Source organism: Haloferula sargassicola (assembly GCF_040362925.1).
GTDB lineage: Bacteria > Verrucomicrobiota > Verrucomicrobiia > Verrucomicrobiales > Akkermansiaceae > Haloferula > Haloferula sargassicola.
In genome coordinates this window covers 1-22303 of the sequence record NZ_BAABRI010000003.1, presented here as the reverse complement: position 1 = coordinate 22303, position 22303 = coordinate 1, and the positions used below count along the sequence as shown (strand labels likewise).

Sequence of the window (22303 nt, the reverse complement as noted above, 5' to 3'; positions counted from 1 at the left end):
GACGAGCTTCGAGGCACTCTATCGAGAAATCGCCGACTCGTGAGAAGAGGCGATGCCGATTTCATAATCGGCGCTCCATCCCAGCTCCTTCTCGATCGCCCCGTAGTAGCCGGCGTAAAACGCCAGGATCTTCCACACCACGAAGGCCACGATCAGCGCATAGCCGAGCTTCGGCAAGACCACCGACAGCCGCGACACCCGCTCGATCGAATCCGCCGCGAAGTGCTTCGCCCAGCGGTCCATGTCCTCATCGAGTTTCCCCGACTCCTCCGCGGTGGCATACGAGCGCGCGAAGGCCTTCGGAAACACCGGCTCGGCCGCCAGCATCGGGCCGACCGCGCCGCCCTCCCGCACCGCGGCCTCGATCCGCCCCGCCGCGGCCGCGAGCTGCCCGCTCTGCGACGCCTCGCCCGCCATGCGCACCGTTTCCCGCATCGGCAGACCGGCCAGCAAGGCGGCGTGATAAACCCGCGCGAACCGCGCCAGGGCCAGCGACTTCCGCGCCCTGCCGATGAAGGGTAGCGCGTTCAACCGGCGGTCCACCGCCTCGCTCCGCGGCGCTTTTTTCAACAACCCGCGACCGAGGAAACAACCCCCGGCGATCAAGGCGTAGGTGACCCCGAGGGACACCACGAAGCGGGTCGCCAGCAGGTTCACATCGAGCCCGTCGAGCCCCGCCCGGACCGGGATCGCCGCCAGCAGCAAGCCGAGGTGCAGCAGCACCAGCGGATAGATCATCGCCTGCCAGGCCTGCCGTTTCGCCTCCGCCACCATGCCGAAATAGTTCGTCAGGTGCTGGAAGGCCGGCGCCGGCCGGCCGCTGATCTCGCCGGCCTCCACCAGCACCCGCTCGAGCTGGGAGACGCCCGCTTCGCGAAATGCCTGCCCGATCGATTTTCCGGACTCCAGCGCCGCATCGACCTGCTCCAGCAGCTCGCGCTCCGCCGCCGGCACGCCGCTTTCGATCATCGTCCGCGCCGCCTCGCGGATCCCGAAGCCGGCGTCGGCGAGCTTGGTCAGCTCGGTGTAGAACAGCTCCTTGCGCTTCGCCGACAGGGTCATTGACCGCACGCTAGACGCGCCTCCGGCGTCCGGCGATGCGATTCTTGAAACGGCGGCCGGGCCGGTTTCCTTTTGCCGTTCCCGCGGGGCATGCTAACAGGGTAGGACCATGAGCACTCCTCTCTCCCGCCGCCGTTTCAACCAACTCGCCGCCTTCACCGCCCTCGCCGGCGGTGCCCTGCCCCGCTCCGCCCGCGCCGCCGAGGGCAAGGTGGCCACGCTGCCCGACCTGCCCTACGCCTTCGATGCGCTGGCGCCGGCGATCGACGCGCAGACGATGGAAATCCACCACGACAAGCACCACGCCGGCTACGTGGCGAAGCTCAACGACGCGCTGGCGGCCGACTCCGAACTGGCCGCGCGCTCGCTTGACGACCTGATGGCCGCCATTTCCGGCATCGCCGACGGCAAGCTCAAGACCGCGGTGCGCAACAACGGCGGCGGCCACTGGAACCACACGTTTTTCTGGGAAACGATGGCCCCGGCGGCCAAGTCGGGCCAGCCCGGCGACAAGCTGGCCAAGGCGATCGACTCGGCCTTCGGCTCGATGGACGAGTTCAAGACGACCTTCGGCGAGGCGGCGGGCTCGCGCTTCGGCTCCGGCTGGGCGTGGCTGATCGCCAAGGACGGCAAGCTGGCCGTGGTCAGCACGCCCAACCAGGACAACCCGCGCATGACCGGCATCGTCGAGCCGGACGAGCTCGGCACCCCGATCCTCGGCATCGACGTGTGGGAGCACGCCTACTATTTGAAATACCAGAACCGCCGCGCCGACTACGTGACCGCCTGGTGGAACATCGTCAACTGGGACACCGCCACCCAGCGCTACGAGGCCGCGATGGGCTGAGCCGCCACGCGCCGCGCCTTGGAGCGCCGATTATGAAATCGGCATCGACGGTTCTTCGGACCGGCTTCCTCCCGCCGGCCCGCGCCGCCGTCTCAGCGCGGCGGCTCCCGCCGCGATCGCGACCAGCAGCGCGGTCGAGGGCTCGGGCACGGTCGGGATCGAGGCCGCTGCGGCGGGATCGGCCGGCTCCAGCCCGGCCTGCTCGTACTGCTCCTGCGTTTCCAGCACCACCGCCCCGGACACCGGCGTGACCAGCTGGTAGGCGGCGGCGGTCTTCGAAGCCTCGGGCTCGCCGGACTCCGCCTGCTCCATCGCCCACTGGCGGGCGAGCTGGCTCCAGACCTCGGTGCCCTCCGCCTGCTCCGGCGTGGCGACGCGCTGCCATTGCCAGTCGCGGGTCGGCCGGCCCTGCAGGAGTTCGGTGAAAAACCGGCCCAAATCATCGGCCGGGCGGATCAGGCTCGGGCCGCGCTGGAGACCTGCCTCGCGGCCCAGCTCCTCGACCAGCCGGTTCGCCCCCGCGGCCACCTCCACCTCGAACATTTCCGGACGCGTCGTGCCGCGCTGCAGCAACTGCTTGAGCTCCTCGCCTTTGGTCAGCGTGACAGGCTGCGGCCCGTGCAGCCAGACCACCACGCCATGGCGTCCTTCGCGGGCCCGCACCAATGCCTCGCGCAGGGCCGGTTCGTTGTCGCGGCCGCCGCTGAAATCCCAGCCCGGCGGGTAGTTTTCCACCCCGTCGGTGGCCAGCAGCACGGTCGCGCGGTCGGCCGGCAAGGCCGCCAGCACCGGCTCCAGCCACGAGCGGGCCCCGGCCATCGAGAGCGAGCCATCGACCACCACCAGCAACCGGTCGACCGCCGGCCCGGCCCCCGCCCGACCGCGGCGGCAGAGGATGCCTTCGTCCGCTCCGGCGAAGTCATCGCGACACCAGACCGGCGCGTTCATGTCGGCAACGGCCGTCGTCTCCACCACCATCGGGTGCTCGACCGCCTCGCCCACCGGCAGGCTGGCCTGGCAGGAGAAGCCTTCGCCATCCGGATGCGCGGCGGGCAGGCCGGCGACCTTGAAGCGGCGGTCGGACTGCACCCACATTGCCTGCGTGGCCTCCGCGGCGAGTCCGAAATTCCGCTCGATGATCCGCGGCAGCTCCCAGCCGAAGGGCTGGAGCGGAGCCGTGACGCCGAAGCGGATCTTCATTTCGCCCTGCGCGGGGACCGGGAAGCACTGGACCATCACCGTGTCCGGCCCGGCCATGGTGACCAGCACCGGATCGCGCCGCTGCCGCACGGCGACCTCGCGGTAGGCCGCCTTGACCTTCGAGACGGTGCTGAAGGCGGCCTCCCGCGGTTCGCCGTTGACCCATAGCGTCAGACGCGAGACCCGACCGCCGCGCGGCAGCCGGACCTGGCAGCGGGCTTCCTTTTCCTGAGGGCTGTCGTTTTTGAAAACCATCGTCCACTCGCCGTAGCCGAGCCCCGAGGTGCCATCGACGTGGGCATCGAAGCGCGACTCGGCGAGGTCGAGGTCCTTGAGGCGCATCGCCACCGCATCGCCACCGAGGTCGGGATCGAACTCCCATTCGTCCATGAGTGCGCTGCGTCGGCCCACCAGGCCGCCGGTCGCGCCGCGGGGTGGCTTGAGCGAGTTGAAGGGCTTGCCGGTGACCCGGAAAAACACGTCGCGGGCCTTGGCGGAGTCCATCCTCCGCCCGCCGCCTGCCTGGGTGAACATCGACAGCGGAATTTCCCAGGAAACCATCACCCAGCCCGGGATGTCGGTCGCCACCTGCGAGCCGTCGCCTCCCTCATAGCAGGCCTTGAGCAGGTGCTCCTCGGAGTGGAAGGCGCGCAGGTTTTCCACCGCCGCCTGGCTGCCATCCAGCGCGCGCGTCATCTGCCACCGAGTCCAGATGCCGGGGCCCTCAAGGATCGCCAACAGAGCCACCGCTCCCGCCAGCCCGGCCCACCAGCCCTGGCGGAATTGCCAAGCATAGGGCACCTGACGGCGCCGCAGGCGGGCGATCCGCCAGGTCGCCAGCCAGGCGAAGACGGGAGTCAGCGAAAGCATCCCGAGCCCGAAGGCGATGATGGCCATCACCGACACGGGAAACAGTGGCAGAAACAGGAATCCGTAAAAGGCAGCCACCGCGATCGCCACCCCCGCCGCCATTCCCTGAACCCGCGAGCTGGAACGCCAGGCCGTAGTGAGGAACCACGCGTTCACCGCCGGCACGACCGACGCCAGCAGCCCGTGCCACACGGTCGGCAGCGGGTTGAAAAACACGCCCGCGCAGAAGCCGATGAGGGCCTCGATGGCGATCACCAAGGCCGGCAACACCACGCCGAACGCCCACGCCGCTTTCCGGCCCCTGGCGCTGCCACCACGCGACGGATTTTCGGAAGGCTCCCCGTCACCATCCATGCGTTTCAACACGCGCTCGAGCATCCAGCTTCCCACCTGATCTTCGTCAAGATGCTCGACCTCTTCATGAATGTGCGCCCGCAGGTCCTCCTTCAACTCCCGCGCATCGTCGCCCTCCAGGCCTTCACGGATCACCCGCGCCCGCAGGTATTCCTCCAGCCTTTCCTCCGCTTGCTTGGACCATGCTTTCATTGCGTTCCCGGGTCGTTGATGGATGCGTCCGCCTCACCGGAGGCCGACGGGTTTTTCGAAAAATCCTGCACCCCGAGCTGCTCCACGCCTTGGGTCATCGAGGTGAAGTAGCCGTCCATCTCGCGCGCCAGAAGGCGGCCGTCGTCGGTGAGCCGGTAGTATTTCCGCGCCGGTCCCTCGGTGGATTCCTCCAGCCGCGTGGTCACCAGGCCCTGCTTTTTCAGGCGCGAAAGCAGCGGATAGATCGAGCCCTCGGCCACGCCGATGCCCGGGATCGCCACCAGCATCTTGACCAGCGCGTAGCCGTAACACTCCCCGCCCTCCAGTGCCCGCAGGATGCAGTAGTCCAGCAGGCCCTTGCGCATCTGCACGGTCCAGTTGTCGAAGCGTTCGTCGAGCGACGGCTTCATCGCGCCACCTCCTCCCGACTCTTGCTACGATGGATGCCGTATTTCATCCGCGCAGGAAATGATCGACGAACCACGCCGGCCCGAGCGTGGCGAATAGAAGGAACAGCACCGCGCCGACCAGCATCAGCGACCACTGGGCCAGCGCCGCGCGGCCATCCCGATCCAGCCCGCGGCGGCCGGGCCATGAATTGGCTGGAGATGGGCTGGTGTTTCGATTCACGGCGACTCCCCTTGCTATATTGCGATGCAAGGTAGCGGTCAATATAGAATTAAGGAACCCCTCAAATCGCGAAAGGGCGCGGAATGGGAGAAGTCGAGCCTGGCGACCTTGCCGGCTTTTCCTTTCGCGGTTTTCGCGTGTTTCGCGGTTCGCCTCCCCGCTCCGGGATGCCGATTTCACAATCGGCGGTCCGTTTCCCAGAAACCGGGCATCGACCTCGCCGGTGGCCGCGGCCATCGTCGCCGTCACATGGCCACCTGCGAGCACTGCGGCACCGCCTTCACCCCGTCCCGGGCGGACGAGGTCTATTGCTGCAAGGGCTGCGAGTTCGTCGCCGAGATGATCCGCGACAGCGGCTTCGAGCGCTTCTACGACCTCAAACAAGGGCTCGCCACCGCACCGGTGAGGTCGCGCCCCTTCGAGCAGCACGACTTTTCCTGGCTCGCCCCGATGGTCGCCGAGGCGGAAACGCGTAGCAGCGACGGCAGCGCCTCGCTCGACTGCGGACTCGAGGGCATTTCCTGCGTCGGCTGCGTGTGGCTCATCGACAAGCTCTTCGACCAGCACCCCGGCTCGATCCGCTCGGCCGCCCACCCGGCTTCGGGAAAACTCCATCTCGCCTGGCGCAGCGGCCAGTGCGATGTGGAAGGCTTCCTGCGCGAGCTGACCCGCTTCGGCTACGTCGCCGGCCCGGTCCGCCGCGACGCGCCCGACCACGAACGCCGCCGCCTCGGCGCCCGGCTCGGGCTCTGCGGTGCCTTTGCGCTCAATGCCATGGCCTTCAGCCTGCCCGGCTACCTCGGCATGCCCGATGACTTCGAGTTTGCCGGACTGTTCCGCCTCATCGCGTTCATTTCCGCTACTCTCGCCATGCTCGTCGGCGGCACCTACTTCATCGACCGCGCCTGGCGCGCGCTGAAGTTCCGCACCCTCCACATCGACCTGCCGATCGCCCTCGGCCTGCTGCTCGCCTACTTCGGCTCGATCGCCGGCTGGGCGCTCGGCCTCGAGGGCCTGATGTATTTCGACTTCGTCGCCACTTTCGTCTTCCTCATGCTCGGCGGCCGGTTTTTGCAGACCGCCGCGGTCGACCGCAACCGCCGCCGGCTTCTGCGCGCCTCGCCCATCCCGCCCTCCGTCCGCAGCGGCGGGGAAACGATCGCCCTTGAGACCCTCCAGCCCGGCCAGCTTTTCGAGCTCGATCCCGGCCAGGCCCTGCCCGTCGCCGGCACCGTTTCCGAGCACGAAGCCGAAGTCTCGCTGGAGTGGATCAATGGCGAGGCCGAGCCGGTCCTCGTCCACCCCGGCACCCGCCTGCCCGCGGGTGCCATCCTGCTTTCCCGCCAGCCGATCACCCTCACCGCCGACCAACCGTGGGCCGACTCGCTGCTCGCCCGCCTCGCCCGGCGCGACGACACCGAACGCGGCTCACCCGTCCTCCAAGCCGTGCTCCGCGCCTACCTCGTGGTCGTCCTGCTTTTCGGCCTCGGCGGGCTGATCGGCTGGATCGCCGCCGGCCATGCCGTCACCGGCCTGCAGGCGATGATTTCCGTGTTCGTCGTCTCCTGCCCCTGCGCGCTGGGCGTGGCCATCCCGCTGGCCGATGAGCTCGCCGCCTCCCGCGCCGAACGCCAGGGAGCCTTCGTCCGCACCGCCTCGCTGTGGTCGCGGCTGCGGCAGGTGAAAAAAGTCATCTTCGACAAAACCGGCACCCTGACCCTCGAGCGCCCGGTTCTGGTCGATCCGGAAAAGGTCGCCGCGCTGCCGGACGAGGCCGCCCTCGCCCTCGCCCGCCTCACCGCCGGCTCGCTGCACCCGGTCGGCCGCACCCTCCACGAAGCCCTCGGCGCCCGCGGCCAGCGCCTCCTCGCCGAGCACGGCTCCGCCGAAATCCACGACCACCCCGGCCAAGGGGTTTCCCTCACCGAAGCAGTCGCCCAAACCGGCGGTGATCGCTCGGCACTGATCCCCGGGCACTCGGGTGAAGTGCGCTGGAAACTCGGCCGCGCTGGCTGGGCCGACGCGGCGAGCGACGGCGCGACCGTCCTCTCGCAGGATGGCCAACGCCTCGCCGCCTTCCATTTCCGCGACTCGATCCGCCCCGACACCGAACCAACCCTCGCCGCCCTCCGTGGCCGCGGCTGCCAGCTCCACATCCTCTCCGGCGATACCCCGGAAAAGGTCGCCCGCCTCGCCAGCGAACTCGGGATTCCCGGATCGCACGCCCACGGCGGCCTCGATCCCGAAGAAAAGGCCGAGCGCGTCGGCGCGCTCGACCACCACGACACCCTCTACCTCGGCGATGGCGCCAACGACTCGCTCGCCTTCGATGCCGCGCATGTCACCGGCACCCCGGTGGTCGATCGCTCGCTGCTCGAAGCCAAGTCCGATTTCTACACCCTCGGCTCCGGCCTCGCCTTCCTGCCCGAGCTGTTTCGCATTGCCGACCTCCGCGCCCGCGGCGTCCGCCACGCCTTCCTGTTCGCGATCGCCTACAACGCCATCGCCGTCGCCCTGTGCCTTTCCGGCCACATGAACCCGCTGCTCGCCGCCATCCTGATGCCGCTGAGCTCGATCGTCTCGGTGCTGCTGGTCACCGTCGGCCGCCGCTAGCGGGCGATCAGCGCCGCACGACCCTCACCCGGATGAACAGAGATAGCTGACCGCCCGGCTGCCGGAAAACCACCACTCGCCCCGGGCATCGAGGTCGACGTCGAACCACGAGGCCTGCTCCATTTCCTCGATGGTCTCGGGAATGCCGAAGGTCCCATCCTTCCAGCTGCGCGGGGACTTCTCCCGCTGCAGCATTTGCATGGAAAATGAAGGGCGTGGGCTGCGATTGGGGGGGAGATGTCACGAATCTTGCGCATGACCTCCTTGGGATCGAGCCCGGCCGCGAGCTGGGGCGAGGTTCGGTCGAGCGCGATTCCGGCCGGCCGTGGCGGGGCTCGGGAAGCATCGGCGGAGCACTCGGTGTTGATGGCGTGGGCCTGCGTGCCGTGTCTGGTCCTGGGGTTGCTGGTCCTGACCGCCGGCATCGTGCTCAAGGAGCAGCCGCTTTTCTGGCGCAACATCGGCGGCTATCCGGTGTGGTTGCGCGATCTCGTACGGATCTTTTTCTGGCCGTGGCTGGGCATCTGCGTGGCCGGCCTGGGAAGCTGGTCCGCGTGGATCCTCGGTGCCACCGCCCAGCGCGGACGCGGCTTCGCCGCCGCCACCTGGGCCGCGGCCGGGTTTTGGACCACCTTCGGCTGCCTGATGGTCTACATGACGTGGAACAACCTCGGCAACGTGATCGACGGCCGGGAATGGCACTACCACGCGCCCGGCGCGCTGGAGCGCACCCTGTGACTCCGGGAATGGAGGGCTACTCGAACACGAAGCGGATCGGCTGCTGCAGGTCTATTTCGAAGCCATCGACCTGCCGGACCACCTCACGCATTTCTTCCCGGGTCCCGGCATGCAGTTGCTGGAGGCTCTCGATGTCCGGATTTCTGGACACGCGCTCGAAATCGACATTCACCAGCGTGTGGAGCCCACCCTTCCGATAGCGGGAAGCGGCCTCCACCAGGGGGTCGTCGAACTGCAGGAACACGCCGATCCGCATGCCATCCGTCACTTCTTTCCAGGCGTCGCCGCCGATTTTCATGCCGGCGGGCCGGAGCCGGACCGCCTTCGCCGGAGGACCGGGGGCATCCACGTAGGGGTCGAGGGTCGGACCGGTTTCGGTCTTGGGGGAAACCTTGGCGAGCTCGCTCCACGCCGGGTTGTCGACCCTTGCTTCCAGCACGCCATCCTTCAGTTGGAAGTGCATCTCGGGCCGGTCGGCCGGTTCCGACTTCTCCTTTGAGTCCGGGTCGTCCTTCATGCGGATGACGAGCTGGTTGATGTCGCTGAAGCGGTAGATTTCCTCGTGCCCGAACCAGCCGCGGGCGTTGTGGGACTTGCGCACGGCCTCCAGCCGGACGCCCTCGCCCATGCGGGCGGCCTTCGCCGCAAGCTCGGCCTCGGCGGGCAGCTCCACCTGCTCCTCCGTGGTGAGGGTGCGGAAAAAATGACGGACCTGAACCACGCCGGAGCCATCCTTGGAGACCTTGATCACGGTCGATTCCTCAAGGCAGGACGCGAGCAGCGCCACCATCGCGACGCCCAACAGGGGACAGAGCCAGCGTTTCATCCTCCAAGGCTAGGCCAAGAGCCCCGATGATCCAGACGAAAGGGGAATCTCCCCGGATCGCGCGGCCCGCACGCGCCTTCCCCTCACGACACCGCGGCCGCAGGGGGAAAATAATCCTCGTCGCGGAATTCCGTGCCAAGTCGGTTGCATTCTGCCCCATCGCCGACCCGGGGCAGCTGCAAAGCCTTGACCCATCAGGGAAAATCCCTATCCCTTCCCGGGCATTCGGCGCAAGATTTGGCTTCTAAAAGCGCGGGGATCGTGGGAGTTGAAGTGCGCAGATTATTGCGATACCTAGGCATCGCCTTTCGATCATGAACGCCGCCAAGGGATTTGAATCCACACTTCACGAGCGCCTGAAGCACTCCGAGCTCTTCAATGTTTATCGGGATGCTTTCCGGACCGCCACCGGCCTGCCCTTGCGCCTGCTGGGGGCCGATCCCGACCATTGGTGCCTCGATGAGAACGCCGTCAACCGCAGTCCGTTCTGCGAGCACATCAACCTCTGCAAGTCCGCCTGCGCGGCCTGCGTGGACACCAACCGCCGGCTGATGCACGAGGTGGAGGTCGGCGGCCCCACCACCTGCCATTGTTTCGCCGGGCTCACCTCCACCGCCGTGCCGGTGAAAATGGGGGCCACCATCGTCGGCTTCCTGCGCACCGGCCAGGTTTTCACCCGCACGCCGAACGAGGAGGACTTCGAGACCTTTCTCGGCAAGTTCGGCCGCAAGCAGCTCGACCACGAGTCGGAGCGCACGCTGCGCGAGGCCTACTTCCAGACCCGCACGGTCAATCCCGACCGCTACGCCAGCATGGTCCAGCTGCTGGAAAGCTTCGCCCACCAGCTGGGCACCCACGCCGAGTCGCTGGCGATCATCGAGGAAGGCAGCGAGCCCGCCGCCATCGCCAAGGCCCGCAAGCACATCCACCAGCACCTCGACGAACCGCTGCCGCTGGGCACCGTGGCCCGCGTGGCCGGCCTCAGCGAGTCCCACTTCTGCCGCCTGTTCAAGGACGCCACCGGCCTGACGCTCACCGACTACGTGAACCGCTGCCGCGTCGAATGGGCCAAGAAAGAACTCCTCAAGCCCGAAAAGCGCATTTCCGAGATCGCCTTCCAGGTCGGCTACCAGTCGCTGTCCCAGTTCAACCGCAGCTTCGTCCGCATCGTCGGCTCCTCACCCACCCGCTGGCGCCAGGACCAGCTCTCCAAAGCGGCTTCCTGAGTGGTTTCCCGCGGCCTGCGGACAAGTTATATCGTTGCGGCCACGCGGTATCCGCGTCAGTAGTGTTGCGAAGCCCGACATGGAGGAACGCTACGAAATCCGAGGAAAAATCGGCCAAGGGGGACTCGGCTCGGTCTATCGGGCATTTGACCGCAACCTCAATCGCGAGGTCGCCCTCAAGCGCATCATCACCGCCGATGACGCCCACCAGACCGAAGAGGCCGCGCGGCAGATGACGCAGGAAACCGGCGCCCTCGCCGCGCTCCAGCATCCGAACATCGTCACCATCTACGATGTGGGCACGGATGACGACGGCCCCTTCGTGGTGATGGAACTGATCAAGGGCGATACCCTCGACCTGATCGTCGAGAAGGCGCCGCTCACCCAGGCCGACTTCCTTGAGTTCGCCCTCCAGGTCCAGGAGGGCATGATCGCCGCCCAGGACCTCGGCATCGTCCACCGCGACCTCAAGCCCTCGAACGTGATGCTCAACTGGCTTCCGTCCGGGAAATTCCAGGTCAAGCTGGTCGACTTCGGGCTGGCCAAGTTTTCCCCCAAGCCCAGCCAGCAGACGGTCGACCACTCCGACTCGGTCTACGGCTCGATCTTTTTCATGGCGCCCGAGCAGTTCGAGCGCGGCTTCCTCGACGCGCGCACCGACATGTATGCCATCGGCTGCGTCTACTATTTCGCCCTGGCGGGAAAATCCCCGTTCACCGGGGAGACCGGCCCGCAGGTCATGGCCGCGCACCTCGACCACCGCGTGCGGCCGCTCGCCGAAGTCCGCCCGGACCTGCCGCAGTGGATCATCGACTGGGTGATGTGGCACATCAACCGCCAGCCCGACGACCGACCGGAAAACGCCCGTGAGGCACTGTCCACCTTCATCGAGCTCGAAGGCTCGAAAACCCAGATGCCCAAGCCCCCCGCCGATCCCGTCCCGATCGTTCCGAAGCGCCCGCGCCTGATCATTCCCGGCGCCGCGCCCGAGCCGGAGCCCGAGCCCGCGCCGGCCCCGCCGCCGCCTCCGGCCACCCAGACGATGCCGCAGCCGCTGCTGCCGCCCTCGGATTCGCCGCCCAGCCTTCACACCACCTCCCACCACGCCGCCCCCGCCGACCTCGAACCGGCGCCCGACGCGCCGCCGCCGGCACCGGTGACCCACCCGGCCGCGCCGGGCGGGGCCGCCGCTGCGACGACCGTGCCCACCGCACCCGCGGTCGCGGCCGTGGTTCCCCGCCCGGTTCCCCGGAAAAAGAAAAAAGGCCTGAGCATGGCCGCCAAAAGCGTGCTGGCCATCGCGCTGACCATCCTGGTGGCCATCGCCGCCATGGTGGTGGTCCAGAAAACCCGCTCCAACGCCGTCAACAAGCGCTACAACGAGCTGATCACCCAGGCCGCCGACAAGTCGGTCAAGTCCCTCAACGTCACCTCCTCCGACCTCGACCTGCTGCTCAACGCCACCCGCCTCGGCACCAACGAATCCCGCGAGACCGTCTACCGTGGCCTGTCGATCGCCCGCTCCTCCGATGGCACCGACGTCGATGCCCGGATCGCCGAGTTCGCCACCACCGAGCCGCTGCCGCAGGACATCCGCGGCCACTTGCTGACCCGCGTGATGGTCGCTCGCAAGGACGCCTCCTCCGCCATTCCCGTGCTGATGCGCGCCGTGCGCAAGGCCGACGACCCCGCCACCGCGGCGGCCGCGCTGAAGGCCATCGCCGGCATCGGCGCCGACCGCCAGATCCCCGAGATCCTCGACGTGCTCGCCACCACCTCCAACGACGCCCTCCGCCGCGCCGCGGAAAACACCGCCGCGCAGGTGATCGATCGCTCGGACAATAGGCTCGCCCTTGCCGTGCTGATCGATGAAGCCTTGGCCAAGGCCGAGTCCGACGACTCCCGCCGCGCCCTCATCCGCCTCTTCGGCCACGCCGGCGGCCCGCGCTCGGAAGGCTACATCAAGGAGTTCCTCGGCAGCGGCAACCAGTTCAACCAGCTCGCCGCGCTCGAGGCCCTGTCCGACTGGCCGGACGCCGGAATGTTCGATCCGCTGCTTGAGTTCTTCTCCAGCCAAACCGACGAAAAGCTTCGCTCGAAGGCCTTCGACGCCGCCTATCGCTTCGTCACCGCCGACCGCGAACGGCCGGTGGAGCTGCGCCAGCAGCTGTGGACCAAACTTTCCGACAAGGCCATCACCACCGAGGAGAAAACCTCGATCGTGCGCGGTCTCGCCCAGCGTGAACCCGAGCCGTGGGCGCTGGAAATCGTCAACCAGATCCACCAGGCCGCCGATCAGGAGAACCTCGATGAGCTGATCGACCTCTCCGGAAAGGTCGCCGACCACATCCGCGGGCGGATCAAGGTCAAGCAGTCGCAGTAAGCCGCCGTTGCGAAAACTTCGACGTTCAGCATTGGACGTTCGAAGTGCGATGTTCTAAAGCGCCTGCGCCATGCTCGACATCCGCGAAATCCGCGACCACGCCGACGACATCATCGCCCGCCTCAACGCGCGCGGCGGCGACTTCGGCCCCCAGATCCGTGAAGTCCTCGCCTGCGACGAAACCCGCCGCAAGTCCGAGACCGAGCAGCAGGCCCTCCTTTCCCAGCGCAAGCAGATCTCGAAGCAGATCGGCATGCTCAAGGCCAAGGGCGAGGACACCACCGCCATCGAGGCCGAAGTCCGCGGCATCAACGAGCAGATCGCCAAGCTCGAGGAAACCGTCGCCGCCACCAACGCCGCGCAGGAACGGCTGCTCCAGTTCATCCCCAACACACCGCACGAGGCCTGCCCGGTGGGCAGCGATGAAACCGCCAACCCGGTCGTCCGCGAGTGGGGGGAAAAGCCGGCCATCGACGCGCCGAAGGACCACCTCGACCTGGCCGAGGCGCTGGGCCTGATCTCGCTGGAGGACGGCACCCGTATCGCCGGCTCGGGCTTCGCCGTCTATCGGGGAAAAGGTGCCCGCCTCGAGCGCGCCCTCATCAATTTCCTGCTCGACCTGCAAACCGGTGAGCACGGCTACGAGGAGGTCAACGTGCCTCACATCATCAAGCGCGAATGCATGGAAGGCACCGGCCAGCTGCCGAAGTTCGAGGACGACATGTATGGCACCGACGCCGGCGAGGACGGCCGCAGCCAGATGTTCCTTGCGCCGACCGCCGAGGTGCCGGTGACGAACCTTTTCCGCGACACCATCCTGGCCGAGGACGAGCTGCCGAAAAAACTCTGCGCCCACACCCCCTGCTTCCGCCGCGAGGCCGGCAGCGCCGGGCGCGACAACCGCGGTATCATCCGCATGCACCAGTTCGACAAGGTCGAGCTCGTGCAGGTGGTGCACCCGGATACGTCGTTCGCCGTACTTGAGGAGCTGCTCGGCCACGCCCAGGCGGTGCTGGAAAAGCTCGGCCTGCACTACCGCACCATCGAGCTGTGCACCGGCGATGTCGGGTTTTCCGCCACCAAGACCTACGACATCGAGGTCTGGGCACCGGGCCAGGGGAAATACCTGGAGGTTTCGAGCTGCTCGAACTTCGGCGACTACCAGGCCCGCCGCATGAAGCTGCGCTTCAAGGGCGGGGACAAGAAGAACCGCTTCTGCCACACGCTGAACGGCTCCGGCACCGCGCTGCCGCGGCTCTACGTGGCGATCCTCGAGCAATGCCAGCAGCCGGATGGTTCCATCAAGCTGCCTGAGGCGCTGGTGCCCTACTTTGGAGCAGAGGTGATTGGGTAAGGGGGCTCTCACCCCATAGGTCCTATAGGGCTTATAGGACCTATCTCGAAAACGCCGCCGCCAAGTCCGCCAGCGCGGGCCCATCCGGCCGGTCCGCCTCCAGAATCGCGGCCTTCTGCAGCGTGAACAGCTCGCCGATCCCCGCCTGCGCCAGGTCGAGCATCGAGCTCATCTGCGCGCCGGTGAAGACCGCTTCCTCGCCGCTGCCCTGGACCTCCACGAACTCCAGCTTCTCGGTCATCACCACGTTGAAATCGACCGACGCCGCCTTGTCCTCGGGGTAGTCGAGATCGAGCACGGCCTCGTTTTCATAGATCCCGGTGGAAATGGCACCCACCAGCTGGTGGAGCGGGAAATCCTTCAGTTTCCCCTCGCCCATCAGGCGGTTGAGCGCGATCGCCAGCGCCACGCAGCCGCCGGTGATCGAGGCGGTGCGGGTGCCGCCATCGGCCTGGAGCACGTCGCAATCGACCCAGATCGTGCGCTGGCCGAGCTTCTTCAGGTCGACCACGGCGCGCAGCGCGCGCCCGATCAGGCGCTGGATTTCCGACGACCGGCCGTCGAGCTTGCCGCGGGAAATGTCGCGCTGCTTCCGGTCGAGCGTCGAGTAGGGCAGCATCGAGTACTCGGCGGTCAGCCAGCCGCCCTGGACCTTCTGGTATTTCATCCAGCGCGGCACGTCCTCCTCGACGGTGGCCGCGCAGATGACCTTGGTGTTGCCGAAGGAAACGAGCACCGAGCCCTTGGCGTGCGGGGCCACGTCGGGGACGAAGGAGACCGGGCGGAGCTGGTCGGCGCGGCGGCCGCTGGGACGCTGGAAAGACATGCCGCGGAGTGAACGGCGCGGAGTTCCAAGTGCCAAGGGCCAAGTTCCGGGCTTCTACGACGCCTGCCGCCGCCGGCGGAGGGCGAGAAGACCCAGGGCGGAGGCGGAAAGCAGGGCCGTCGAGGGCTCGGGAACGGTATGGAACTGGAACTCGGAGATCTGCATCGAGTCCACGTTTCCTTCATCGACCAGCGTGTCGAACACGACCTTGTAGGAGGTGTAGGACTCGGTGTTGTCCAAGGAGATCTCCCCACTGCTGGTGGTGTCGGCGGCCGGCAGGCTCAGCGCGTCGCCCTTGATCAGGGTCCAGTTTTCGGCGTCGCCGGCGGAGTTGTCGCCGCTGAGGATCGCGTCGTTGGTGCCATAGATCATGTAGCTGCCGGGATTGCGACCCGCATAGGTCGCGGCATCGCCGGCGGTGACGATCTCGAACGAAGCCGCCACCGAGGGACCGAGGGAGGGCGTCACGATGAACCCGGTGCCGGATTTCCCGAAATGGAGGTACTTCGTGCTCGGGTCGCCATCCAGCAGATTGGTGGGATTTTCCCCCGAAGGATAGCCGGCGATGGTGCTGGTGGCGATCGGGATGGTCGAGGTGAGCACGTTGGTGCCGGCACCGTCCGCGCCGGTGTAGAGCTCGAATTCGGAGAACTGCATGAGGTTGCTGCCCTTCACCGAATCGATGACCAGCTTGTAGGAGCTGTAGGCGGTTGAGTTGCCGAAATTCACGAAGGACCCCGCCGTATTCCGGCCGGAGGGCAGCGACAGGCTCGAAGTCGTGATGAGCTGCCAATTCTCGGCCGTGCCGAGGCTGTTGTCGGCGGAAGCGATGGCATCATTGGTGCCGTAAAGCGAGACCTGCGAGGGATCGCGCCCTTCGGCATCACCGCCGGTGACGAAACGGAAGCTGGTGACGGTGGAGCTGCCGGAGGGCGTCGCGATCATGCCGGTGCCGGCGCCACCGTAATTCAGATACTTCGTCCCGTTGTTTCCATCCACGCCATATTGGGGGGCCTCGCCCCCGGGATAGCCGCCCGAAGGTCCCGGCGTGGTATCGATGGCAATGATGGCGTCACCGGCCTGAAGGATGCCGGCGGCGAAGATGGGGGAACCCACCGAAAAACAGGCGGTGAAGACGGACAGCTGGAGGATTTCGAGGCGTTTCATGGGAGTGGAATTACCATGAATTGCACAACGCACGGCCTGGAGGCAAGGACCAATTGCATGAATGTTCAATGCCCGGCCAGCGGCCGTGCCCGCTGCTGGGGCGGGAAGGCGGGATGCCTCAGGTCGAGCTTTTCCCCCAATGGCTCCTCGGCATGGCGCTCCATGGGCGTCGATGGACCTCCATCGCCTTCCAGCCAGGCGCGGTTGTTCTTGCGAGGCCAGGGGCCTTTCCGCCAGCGGGCTTTTACGGCACGCGGAAAATCTTGCCGCTGGTCGGGTCCTTGGCCAACTGGCCGGACGAGAAGCCGCTCACGTCGATCTTCTTGTAGGGCGGATAAGGGCTGACCACCTGATTCGGCGTGCCGCTCGGGTTGGCGGTCGGATAGTCGCCGCTCAGGTTGCCACCGCGGGAGGGCGGCTCCGGGTCCTCGATCGGCGGGGCCTGGCGCTGGTAGGTCTCCGGACCATCCTGCGGGATGCCATAGCGGTCGTAGTTGCGCTTGCGCATCTCGTTTTCCCGGATGGCCGCCGCGCCGGCTCCGAGCCCGGCTCCGACCGCCGCGCCGGCGACCACATCCTGGTGGTCATCGCCGAAGGCCGCGCCGGCAAGGCCGCCGGCCACCGCGCCGATGACGGCACCGCTCTGTTGCCCGGTCGTGCAGGAGGCCAGCATCAGCGCTGCGCCGAGGAGTGCGAATCGTGGGGTGCTCATGTGCTTGATGAAACGTGGAAACCGACCGGCTATTCAGGGGAAAACCCGCTTCCGATCAGGTGTTTGGAAAAAATCGCCAGCTTGCGCGCTTTGGAAAGCCGATATCGCCGCTTGAAGACGTGGAAGCGGTCGCGACGCATCTTGTCGAGCAGCGCCGAGTAAATCGAGCGCATGATTTCCGCGGCGATCATGGTGTCCCGGTCGCCTTCCGGCAACGAACGGCCCGCTTGGGCGAAATAGGCGTCGGCCCGGTCGGCCTCGGACCTCATCAGGGCCACGAAGCGATCGTTGTGAACGCCTGCCGCCAGCTCCGCTTCGGTGTAGCCGTGCTCCCGCAGGGAAGCCATCGGCAGGTAGATCCGGCCGCCGTTTTCCCAGTCCTCGCCGACGTCCCGCAGGATGTTCGTGACCTGCAGCGCGTGACCGAGGGCCACGGCGTAATTCTCGGTCTTCGGATCGCGCGCGCCGAAGATGCGCATGGCGACCAGGCCCACCGCGCAGGCGACCCTCCAGGTGTATTCGGACAGGTCGTCCCAGGTCTCGAAGCGCTGCGGATGGAGGTCCATGCGGCAGCCCTCGACGATCGCCACCAGCAGCTCGGCCGGGATTTGCCGCCGCTCGCGGAGGGAAAGGATCTGCTGCTGGAGTTCGTCCGGCGCCGCGAAGCCCTCGGACAAGCCGCGTTGCCAGGCCTCCAGGCCTTTTTCGCGCAGCTCGACCGGCTGGGTCAGATCGTCCGCCAGATCGTCGATGACCCGGCAGAAGGCGTAAAAGATCACCGCATCATCGCGGCGGTCCTTCGGCAGGATGTTGAGCGCGAAAGCGAGGTTCGACTTCGCCTGCCTGGTGATGTCGACCGCTTCACTCATGATTCAGGGATTTCGCGGGGGAGCATGGCCGTTCGGCGGCCTCCGTGACATGCGTACTCTTACGGGCGAGAGAACTACCTGATTTTCCCCCAATGACCGGAGCCGAAGGGCCACAGCGAAACCCACCCGGGCCCGACCAGATTATACTCGTGCACCGGGCCCCAGTAGCGGGAGTCGAGCGAGTTGCCGGTGTTGTCGCCCAGCGCGGCATATTCCCGCAGGCCGGGCGGGGCGTCGGCTTTCAGGTCGAAGACATCGCCTTGCTCGACCAGCGGCGCGTGGCGGAACTCGGCCGCGTTCTGCTTCGAGGCCAGATGATAGCCCCGGCGCGGTTCGCCATCGTAGGTGAAGGCGTATTTCCCCTCGCGCTCGGCGACCCGGCGGATGCCCGGCGCCTGGACGATCTGGCCGTGGTTGAGCAGGTCCGGCTCGTCGATCGAAAGCGCGTCGCCCGGCACCCCGCACAGCCGCTTGATGTAGTGGGAGCCTCCCGATTGATCCTTGAGCTCCGGGTGGACGTCGCCGCCGGTCGGCAGCGCGCGGGTATCGAAGACAAAGACCTCACCGCGCTTCGGGCGCCGGAAATGATAGGAGATGCGATCCACGAGGACGAGATCGCCGGTGGTGATGGAACCGTTGAGGATGGCGTCACCCTTTTTGTAGGACTTGGTCATGACGCCGGTGCGGCCGTCGGGCATTTCGACGCGCTTGAAACCCAAGAGATCCGTCACCTCTCCGGTCGCTGCCGGCAGCTTGATCTTGCTGCCATCGCTGAAGGTCACCTCGGTGCGGGTGAAGAGGAACCACGAGGCATCGCGCATGTGGGTCGGACGCTTGTCGGCATCGGAGATGATCTTGTGATAGGTTTTCCCGCTGAAAACGAAGTCCCATGCCTTTTTTCCGATCCACGGGGCCTTGAAGTCGGGGCCTTCGTTGCGGATGACGATGCCGTTGAGGGTCGGCTGCATCGATCCGGTCGGGATCCGGAACGGCTGCACCACGTAGGCCCGCAAGCCGAGCGCCACCACCAGCGCCACGAAGATGACCTCGAGGTTCTCTTCCCACCAGCTCTGCACGAAGACCTTCGAGGTGGCGCGCTCGCAGGTGTCCTGCAGGTGTTTCCCGGCCTCTTCGGTGGCCTTCCGGTCGCCGCGGCGAAGCGCGTCCTTCAGGTCCATGCGGCGGGATTCGATTTCGGCGATGCGATCCTCCGGCAGCAGGTCGCGCTTGTAGTGGACGAACTTTTTCGCGCCCTTCACCAGGTGCTTCGCCTCCTTCTTCCAGCCGGGCAGCAGGAAGTTCGGGCGGAGGAGATCCCACAGGTCGTAGCCGGTCATCATGCGCGGGAGCTTCGCGGCGGACCCGCGGACTGGCAAGCCCGCTTGCGGGCGGGGTTTTTTCGCCGGATCACAGCGAATACGGCGCCTGATACACCGGCCACACTGCCAGCGTGATCAGGAAATTGTAGGCCGCGTGCAGCAGGATCGGTCCCTTGAGCGAACGCGTGTGGCGGAACAGCACGCAGGCCGCCACGCCGATCGCAAACACCCCCACGCTGCCGGGCACGCCGTAGTGATGGATCGCGGAAAACACCAGCGACGACGCCAGCGTGGCCGGCCAGAAACCCACGCGCTGCCACAGGGTGCCGAACAGGCAGCCGCGAAAGACCAGCTCTTCGCACAGCGGCGCCAGCACCACGCCGGACAGCAGCGCATAGCCGAGGCCGCCCCAGCCGTCCTCGTCGAAAAGCAGCGCCGGAGCCTCCGGGAACCAGCTCAGCGACAGCGGATACCACACCGAGCTGCCGACCAACAACAAGCCCAGCATGCCGAGCGTGGCTTTCCATCCCAGCTGACGGTCGAAGCCGAACACGCGCCAGCCGTCCTGAAAACGCGGCAGCACCAGGACCATCAGCAGGGCCGCCCCGCCGAGCCGCCAGGCGGCATCGATGGCCGCTTCCACCAGCAGCGAGCTGGACGCGACCGCATCGACGCCGTCCCAAGCCCGCCCGACCATCCAGCCGAGCGCCAGATCCGACAGGAAAAACGCAAACAGCCCCCAGCGCCACGACACCACCCGCAACGCCAGCCGCGGCGGGCGGGCATCGCGAAGCCCCCGCCACGCGGCCGGCAGGCCGAACAAGCCCGCGACCATGGCCAAGGCCGTCGCCCCTGCCGCCCCCCATGTCCCGAACAGCATCCACCGCTGCATCTCGGCCCGGCGCGCGACCGTGGTCCCGACCCATGCCGGCGCGCCGTCCAGCTTCTCCAAGGCCGCGGCTTCCCAGGAATAGAGGGCCAGCCCGTCGTAGTCCTCCTTCAGCTTGGCCCACTCCTCCGCGTCCGGTTTTTCCCCGCGGATCGAAAGCCGGACCAGCAGCTCGTCCTCGTCCTCCTTGGAAATCCGACCGGTCAGGAACTCGTCGAGATCCGTCAGGCTGAGAAGCTCCTCGCGCTTCAGATCATCCATCACCCATGCCCGCGTTTCGCCGCGATTCTCCTCCGCCAACAGCCAGGAAACGGGACGGCTCCACCCGCCGAGCTGCTCGCCGAGGGTCATCGACACGTCCGCCGAGCGTGCGATCGCCTCCACCACATCATCCGACGATTCCTCGCCGGGATCGCCCCACTCGAAGATCGCCCAGATGATGCCGAGCACGATCACCGCCACCACCGGCACCTTGCGGCGGTGGAAGTCGCGGTAAATGCTCAGCGCGCCCGGCTTCATCGCGGGGCCAAGCTGAGCGGCCGCCCGCCCGAGGTCCAGCCGCCACCACGCGCTTTTTCGGTTTGATCCCTCGCTCCGATTTCCCCTTTCTTCCCGCCCCGTGCCCAAAGTCCACATCCGCACCTACGGCTGCCAGATGAACGAGCGCGACTCCGAGCAAGTCGCCCAGATGTTCGTCGAGGGCGGCTACACGCTCACGCCCGTGGAGTCGGAGGCCGACGCCATCCTCATCAACACCTGCTCCGTCCGCGACCAGGCCGAGCAGAAGGCGCTCGGGAAAATGGGCCTCATGGGTGCCCACCGGAAGGAAAAGCCCCACGTCGTCTATGGCTTCATGGGCTGCATGGCCCAGAGCCGCGGGCCCGAACTCTTCGAGCGCGTCAAGCACCTCGACGTCGTCGTCGGCACCCAGAAATACCACAAGGTCTTCGAATACGTCGACGGCATCCTCCAGCGCCGGCTCGAGCGCCGCATGGACGACCTTTCCCTCAGCCTCACCGGCGAGAGCGTCTGCGATACCGAGGAGGAGACCGGCTCGCAGAACACCATCCGCGACCACGTCCCCAAGGCCCACGAAGCCAGCGCCTTCGTCTCCATCATGCAGGGCTGCAACATGCGTTGCTCCTTCTGCATCGTCCCCGACACCCGCGGAAAAGAACGCGGCCGCCCGATCGCCGAGATCGTCGAGGAAGTGAAGCGGCTCGTCGATCACGGCGTGAAGGAAGTCACCCTGCTCGGCCAGATCGTGAACCTCTACGGCCGCACCGAGTTCGACAAGATCGACGGCAAGTCGCCCTTTGTGCAGCTGCTCGAAGCGGTGCATGAAATCGACGGCCTCCAGCGCATCCGTTTCACCTCCCCCCACCCGATCGGCTACCGCGACGACCTCGTCGCCGCCTTCACTTATCTGCCCAAGCTCTGCTCGCATATCCACTTCCCCATGCAGAGCGGCAGCGACCGCATCCTCAAGCTGATGCGCCGGCCGTACAAGAACGAGAAGTTCGTTGAGATCTGCGAAAAGATGCGCGGCGCCCGGCCCGACCTCGCCATCACCACCGACATCATCGTCGGCTTCCCTGAGGAAACCGAAGAGGACTTCCAGCAGACCATCGACACCTGCCAGCGCCTCCGTTTCGACAACGCCTTCATCTTCCGCTACTCCAAGCGCAAGGACACCCCCGCGGCCGAAATGGACGGCCAGCTCCCCGAGCGCGTGAAGGAAGAGCGCAACCAGCGTCTGCTGGAAGTCGTCAACGAAATCACCAAGGCCAAGAACGAAGCCTTGGTCGGGACGGTCCAGCAAGTCCTCTGCGAAGGCCCCAGCAAGACCAACAAATCCCGCCTCAGCGGCCGCACCAGCCAGAACAAGATCGTCATCTTCGAAGGCGACCCCCACAAGCTCACCGGCCAGCTCCTCGACCTCCGCATCCACGAATCCACCGGCTTCACCCTCTACGGCGAGGTGGTGTGACCGGGGCGGCGGGCATCGACCGCCGGGCTGGGCAGCGGCACCGAGGCCCGACCGGAAAAGGCGCTCGGAGTTCCTCCCGGCCATCACCCACCCGCGGCCTCCTCCCAGCGGCGGCCGAAGGCACGCCGCTCCCTTTCTAACATCGGAGCGGGGGGGGTTTTGGGCGGGGCGCCACCCCGCCCGCCCCCCCCGGGCCAAAACCCCCGCCCAGAACCCCCAAAAAATATCTACCAAGC

19 protein-coding genes are annotated in these 22303 nt (G+C 66.9%); 7 read left to right on the top strand and 12 right to left on the bottom strand.

The annotated features are described in order from the left end of the window. Positions 1 to 18 precede the first annotated feature (18 nt). Positions 19 to 1062 carry a type II secretion system F family protein gene (locus tag ABXH26_RS02960; RefSeq protein WP_353565542.1) on the bottom strand — a complete coding sequence of 348 codons (1044 nt, stop codon included), beginning with the start codon at positions 1060 to 1062 and terminating at the stop codon, positions 19 to 21. Positions 1063 to 1171: 109 nt separating this feature from the next. On the opposite strand from ABXH26_RS02960, the gene ABXH26_RS02955 reads away from it, so the two are divergent. Further along, on the top strand, positions 1172 to 1909 hold the full coding sequence (locus ABXH26_RS02955) for a superoxide dismutase (protein WP_353565541.1): 738 nt from the start codon (positions 1172 to 1174) through the stop codon (positions 1907 to 1909). Between the two features lie 30 nt (positions 1910 to 1939). On the opposite strand, the gene ABXH26_RS02950 is transcribed toward ABXH26_RS02955, so the two are convergent. The 3 genes from ABXH26_RS02950 to ABXH26_RS02940 are packed head-to-tail and all read right to left on the bottom strand — an operon-like array spanning position 1940 to position 5155. Beyond that, positions 1940 to 4525, bottom strand: coding sequence for a VIT domain-containing protein (locus ABXH26_RS02950; RefSeq protein WP_353565540.1), 2586 nt, complete (start codon positions 4523 to 4525; stop codon positions 1940 to 1942). Further along, positions 4522 to 4935 carry a PadR family transcriptional regulator gene (locus ABXH26_RS02945; RefSeq protein ID WP_353565539.1) on the bottom strand — a complete coding sequence of 138 codons (414 nt, stop codon included), beginning with the start codon at positions 4933 to 4935 and terminating at the stop codon, positions 4522 to 4524. The genes ABXH26_RS02950 and ABXH26_RS02945 overlap by 4 nt, the downstream gene beginning before the upstream one ends. Before the next feature lie 43 nt (positions 4936 to 4978). After that, positions 4979 to 5155: a hypothetical protein gene (locus ABXH26_RS02940; RefSeq protein WP_353565538.1), complete on the bottom strand. Its 177-nt coding sequence runs from the start codon at positions 5153 to 5155 to the stop codon at positions 4979 to 4981. A gap of 249 nt (positions 5156 to 5404) precedes the next feature. On the opposite strand from ABXH26_RS02940, the gene ABXH26_RS02935 reads away from it, so the two are divergent. Further along, the gene (locus tag ABXH26_RS02935) at positions 5405 to 7768 is read left to right on the top strand and encodes a heavy metal translocating P-type ATPase (protein WP_353565537.1); all 2364 of its coding nucleotides are present in this window, start codon (positions 5405 to 5407) and stop codon (positions 7766 to 7768) included. A gap of 24 nt (positions 7769 to 7792) precedes the next feature. On the opposite strand, the gene ABXH26_RS02930 is transcribed toward ABXH26_RS02935, so the two are convergent. Next, positions 7793 to 7969 carry a hypothetical protein gene (locus ABXH26_RS02930; protein WP_353565536.1) on the bottom strand — a complete coding sequence of 59 codons (177 nt, stop codon included), beginning with the start codon at positions 7967 to 7969 and terminating at the stop codon, positions 7793 to 7795. 54 nt (positions 7970 to 8023) lie between these two features. Here ABXH26_RS02930 and ABXH26_RS02925 point away from each other — a divergent pair, with 54 nt between their 5' ends. Next, entirely contained in the window at positions 8024 to 8506 is a 483-nt protein-coding gene (locus ABXH26_RS02925; protein ID WP_353565535.1) for a hypothetical protein, read from the top strand. A gap of 16 nt (positions 8507 to 8522) precedes the next feature. Here ABXH26_RS02925 and ABXH26_RS02920 read toward each other — a convergent pair whose 3' ends face one another. After that, entirely contained in the window at positions 8523 to 9332 is an 810-nt protein-coding gene (locus ABXH26_RS02920; protein WP_353565534.1) for a hypothetical protein, read from the bottom strand. Positions 9333 to 9646: 314 nt separating this feature from the next. Here ABXH26_RS02920 and ABXH26_RS02915 point away from each other — a divergent pair, with 314 nt between their 5' ends. From ABXH26_RS02915 to serS, 3 genes are all read left to right on the top strand, one after another. Then, complete coding sequence (locus ABXH26_RS02915) at positions 9647 to 10558, top strand: helix-turn-helix domain-containing protein (protein ID WP_353565533.1); 912 nt, start codon at positions 9647 to 9649, stop codon at positions 10556 to 10558. Between the two features lie 79 nt (positions 10559 to 10637). Further along, positions 10638 to 12941 carry a serine/threonine-protein kinase gene (locus ABXH26_RS02910; protein ID WP_353565532.1) on the top strand — a complete coding sequence of 768 codons (2304 nt, stop codon included), beginning with the start codon at positions 10638 to 10640 and terminating at the stop codon, positions 12939 to 12941. 70 nt (positions 12942 to 13011) lie between these two features. Continuing rightward, entirely contained in the window at positions 13012 to 14295 is a 1284-nt protein-coding gene (gene serS, locus ABXH26_RS02905; protein WP_353565531.1) for a serine--tRNA ligase, read from the top strand. A gap of 40 nt (positions 14296 to 14335) precedes the next feature. Here the strand turns inward: serS and rph are convergent, their stop codons facing one another. The 6 genes from rph to ABXH26_RS02875 form a co-directional block, all read right to left on the bottom strand. Next, positions 14336 to 15121, bottom strand: a complete 786-nt coding sequence (gene rph, locus ABXH26_RS02900; RefSeq protein ID WP_353565530.1) for a ribonuclease PH — start codon at positions 15119 to 15121, stop codon at positions 14336 to 14338. A 54-nt stretch (positions 15122 to 15175) separates the two neighbouring features. Beyond that, complete coding sequence (locus ABXH26_RS02895) at positions 15176 to 16288, bottom strand: PEP-CTERM sorting domain-containing protein (protein WP_353565529.1); 1113 nt, start codon at positions 16286 to 16288, stop codon at positions 15176 to 15178. A gap of 244 nt (positions 16289 to 16532) precedes the next feature. Then, positions 16533 to 17000, bottom strand: coding sequence for a YMGG-like glycine zipper-containing protein (locus tag ABXH26_RS02890; RefSeq protein WP_353565528.1), 468 nt, complete (start codon positions 16998 to 17000; stop codon positions 16533 to 16535). A 29-nt stretch (positions 17001 to 17029) separates the two neighbouring features. Continuing rightward, on the bottom strand, positions 17030 to 17869 hold the full coding sequence (locus tag ABXH26_RS02885; protein ID WP_353565527.1) for a phytoene/squalene synthase family protein: 840 nt from the start codon (positions 17867 to 17869) through the stop codon (positions 17030 to 17032). Between the two features lie 74 nt (positions 17870 to 17943). Then, positions 17944 to 19209, bottom strand: a complete 1266-nt coding sequence (gene lepB / locus ABXH26_RS02880; protein ID WP_353565526.1) for a signal peptidase I — start codon at positions 19207 to 19209, stop codon at positions 17944 to 17946. 67 nt (positions 19210 to 19276) lie between these two features. After that, on the bottom strand, positions 19277 to 20596 hold the full coding sequence (locus tag ABXH26_RS02875; RefSeq protein ID WP_353565525.1) for a CPBP family intramembrane glutamic endopeptidase: 1320 nt from the start codon (positions 20594 to 20596) through the stop codon (positions 19277 to 19279). A 100-nt stretch (positions 20597 to 20696) separates the two neighbouring features. Between ABXH26_RS02875 and miaB the strand changes: the two genes are divergently transcribed. Beyond that, entirely contained in the window at positions 20697 to 22067 is a 1371-nt protein-coding gene (gene miaB / locus ABXH26_RS02870) for a tRNA (N6-isopentenyl adenosine(37)-C2)-methylthiotransferase MiaB (protein WP_353565524.1), read from the top strand. Positions 22068 to 22303 lie beyond the last annotated feature (236 nt).

Coding starts and splice junctions, on each gene's coding strand:
- rph (WP_353565530.1), bottom strand. CDS start 15,121: ATGTCTTTCCAGCGTCCCAGCGGCCGCCGCGCCGACCAGCTCCGCCCG.
- ABXH26_RS02910 (WP_353565532.1), top strand. CDS start 10,638: ATGGAGGAACGCTACGAAATCCGAGGAAAAATCGGCCAAGGGGGACTC.
- serS (WP_353565531.1), top strand. CDS start 13,012: ATGCTCGACATCCGCGAAATCCGCGACCACGCCGACGACATCATCGCC.
- ABXH26_RS02955 (WP_353565541.1), top strand. CDS start 1,172: ATGAGCACTCCTCTCTCCCGCCGCCGTTTCAACCAACTCGCCGCCTTC.
- ABXH26_RS02875 (WP_353565525.1), bottom strand. CDS start 20,596: ATGAAGCCGGGCGCGCTGAGCATTTACCGCGACTTCCACCGCCGCAAG.
- lepB (WP_353565526.1), bottom strand. CDS start 19,209: ATGATGACCGGCTACGACCTGTGGGATCTCCTCCGCCCGAACTTCCTG.
- ABXH26_RS02925 (WP_353565535.1), top strand. CDS start 8,024: ATGACCTCCTTGGGATCGAGCCCGGCCGCGAGCTGGGGCGAGGTTCGG.
- ABXH26_RS02890 (WP_353565528.1), bottom strand. CDS start 17,000: ATGAGCACCCCACGATTCGCACTCCTCGGCGCAGCGCTGATGCTGGCC.
- ABXH26_RS02935 (WP_353565537.1), top strand. CDS start 5,405: ATGGCCACCTGCGAGCACTGCGGCACCGCCTTCACCCCGTCCCGGGCG.
- ABXH26_RS02930 (WP_353565536.1), bottom strand. CDS start 7,969: ATGCAAATGCTGCAGCGGGAGAAGTCCCCGCGCAGCTGGAAGGATGGG.
- ABXH26_RS02915 (WP_353565533.1), top strand. CDS start 9,647: ATGAACGCCGCCAAGGGATTTGAATCCACACTTCACGAGCGCCTGAAG.
- ABXH26_RS02885 (WP_353565527.1), bottom strand. CDS start 17,869: ATGAGTGAAGCGGTCGACATCACCAGGCAGGCGAAGTCGAACCTCGCT.
- ABXH26_RS02945 (WP_353565539.1), bottom strand. CDS start 4,935: ATGAAGCCGTCGCTCGACGAACGCTTCGACAACTGGACCGTGCAGATG.
- ABXH26_RS02960 (WP_353565542.1), bottom strand. CDS start 1,062: ATGACCCTGTCGGCGAAGCGCAAGGAGCTGTTCTACACCGAGCTGACC.
- ABXH26_RS02920 (WP_353565534.1), bottom strand. CDS start 9,332: ATGAAACGCTGGCTCTGTCCCCTGTTGGGCGTCGCGATGGTGGCGCTG.
- ABXH26_RS02950 (WP_353565540.1), bottom strand. CDS start 4,525: ATGAAAGCATGGTCCAAGCAAGCGGAGGAAAGGCTGGAGGAATACCTG.
- ABXH26_RS02895 (WP_353565529.1), bottom strand. CDS start 16,288: ATGAAACGCCTCGAAATCCTCCAGCTGTCCGTCTTCACCGCCTGTTTT.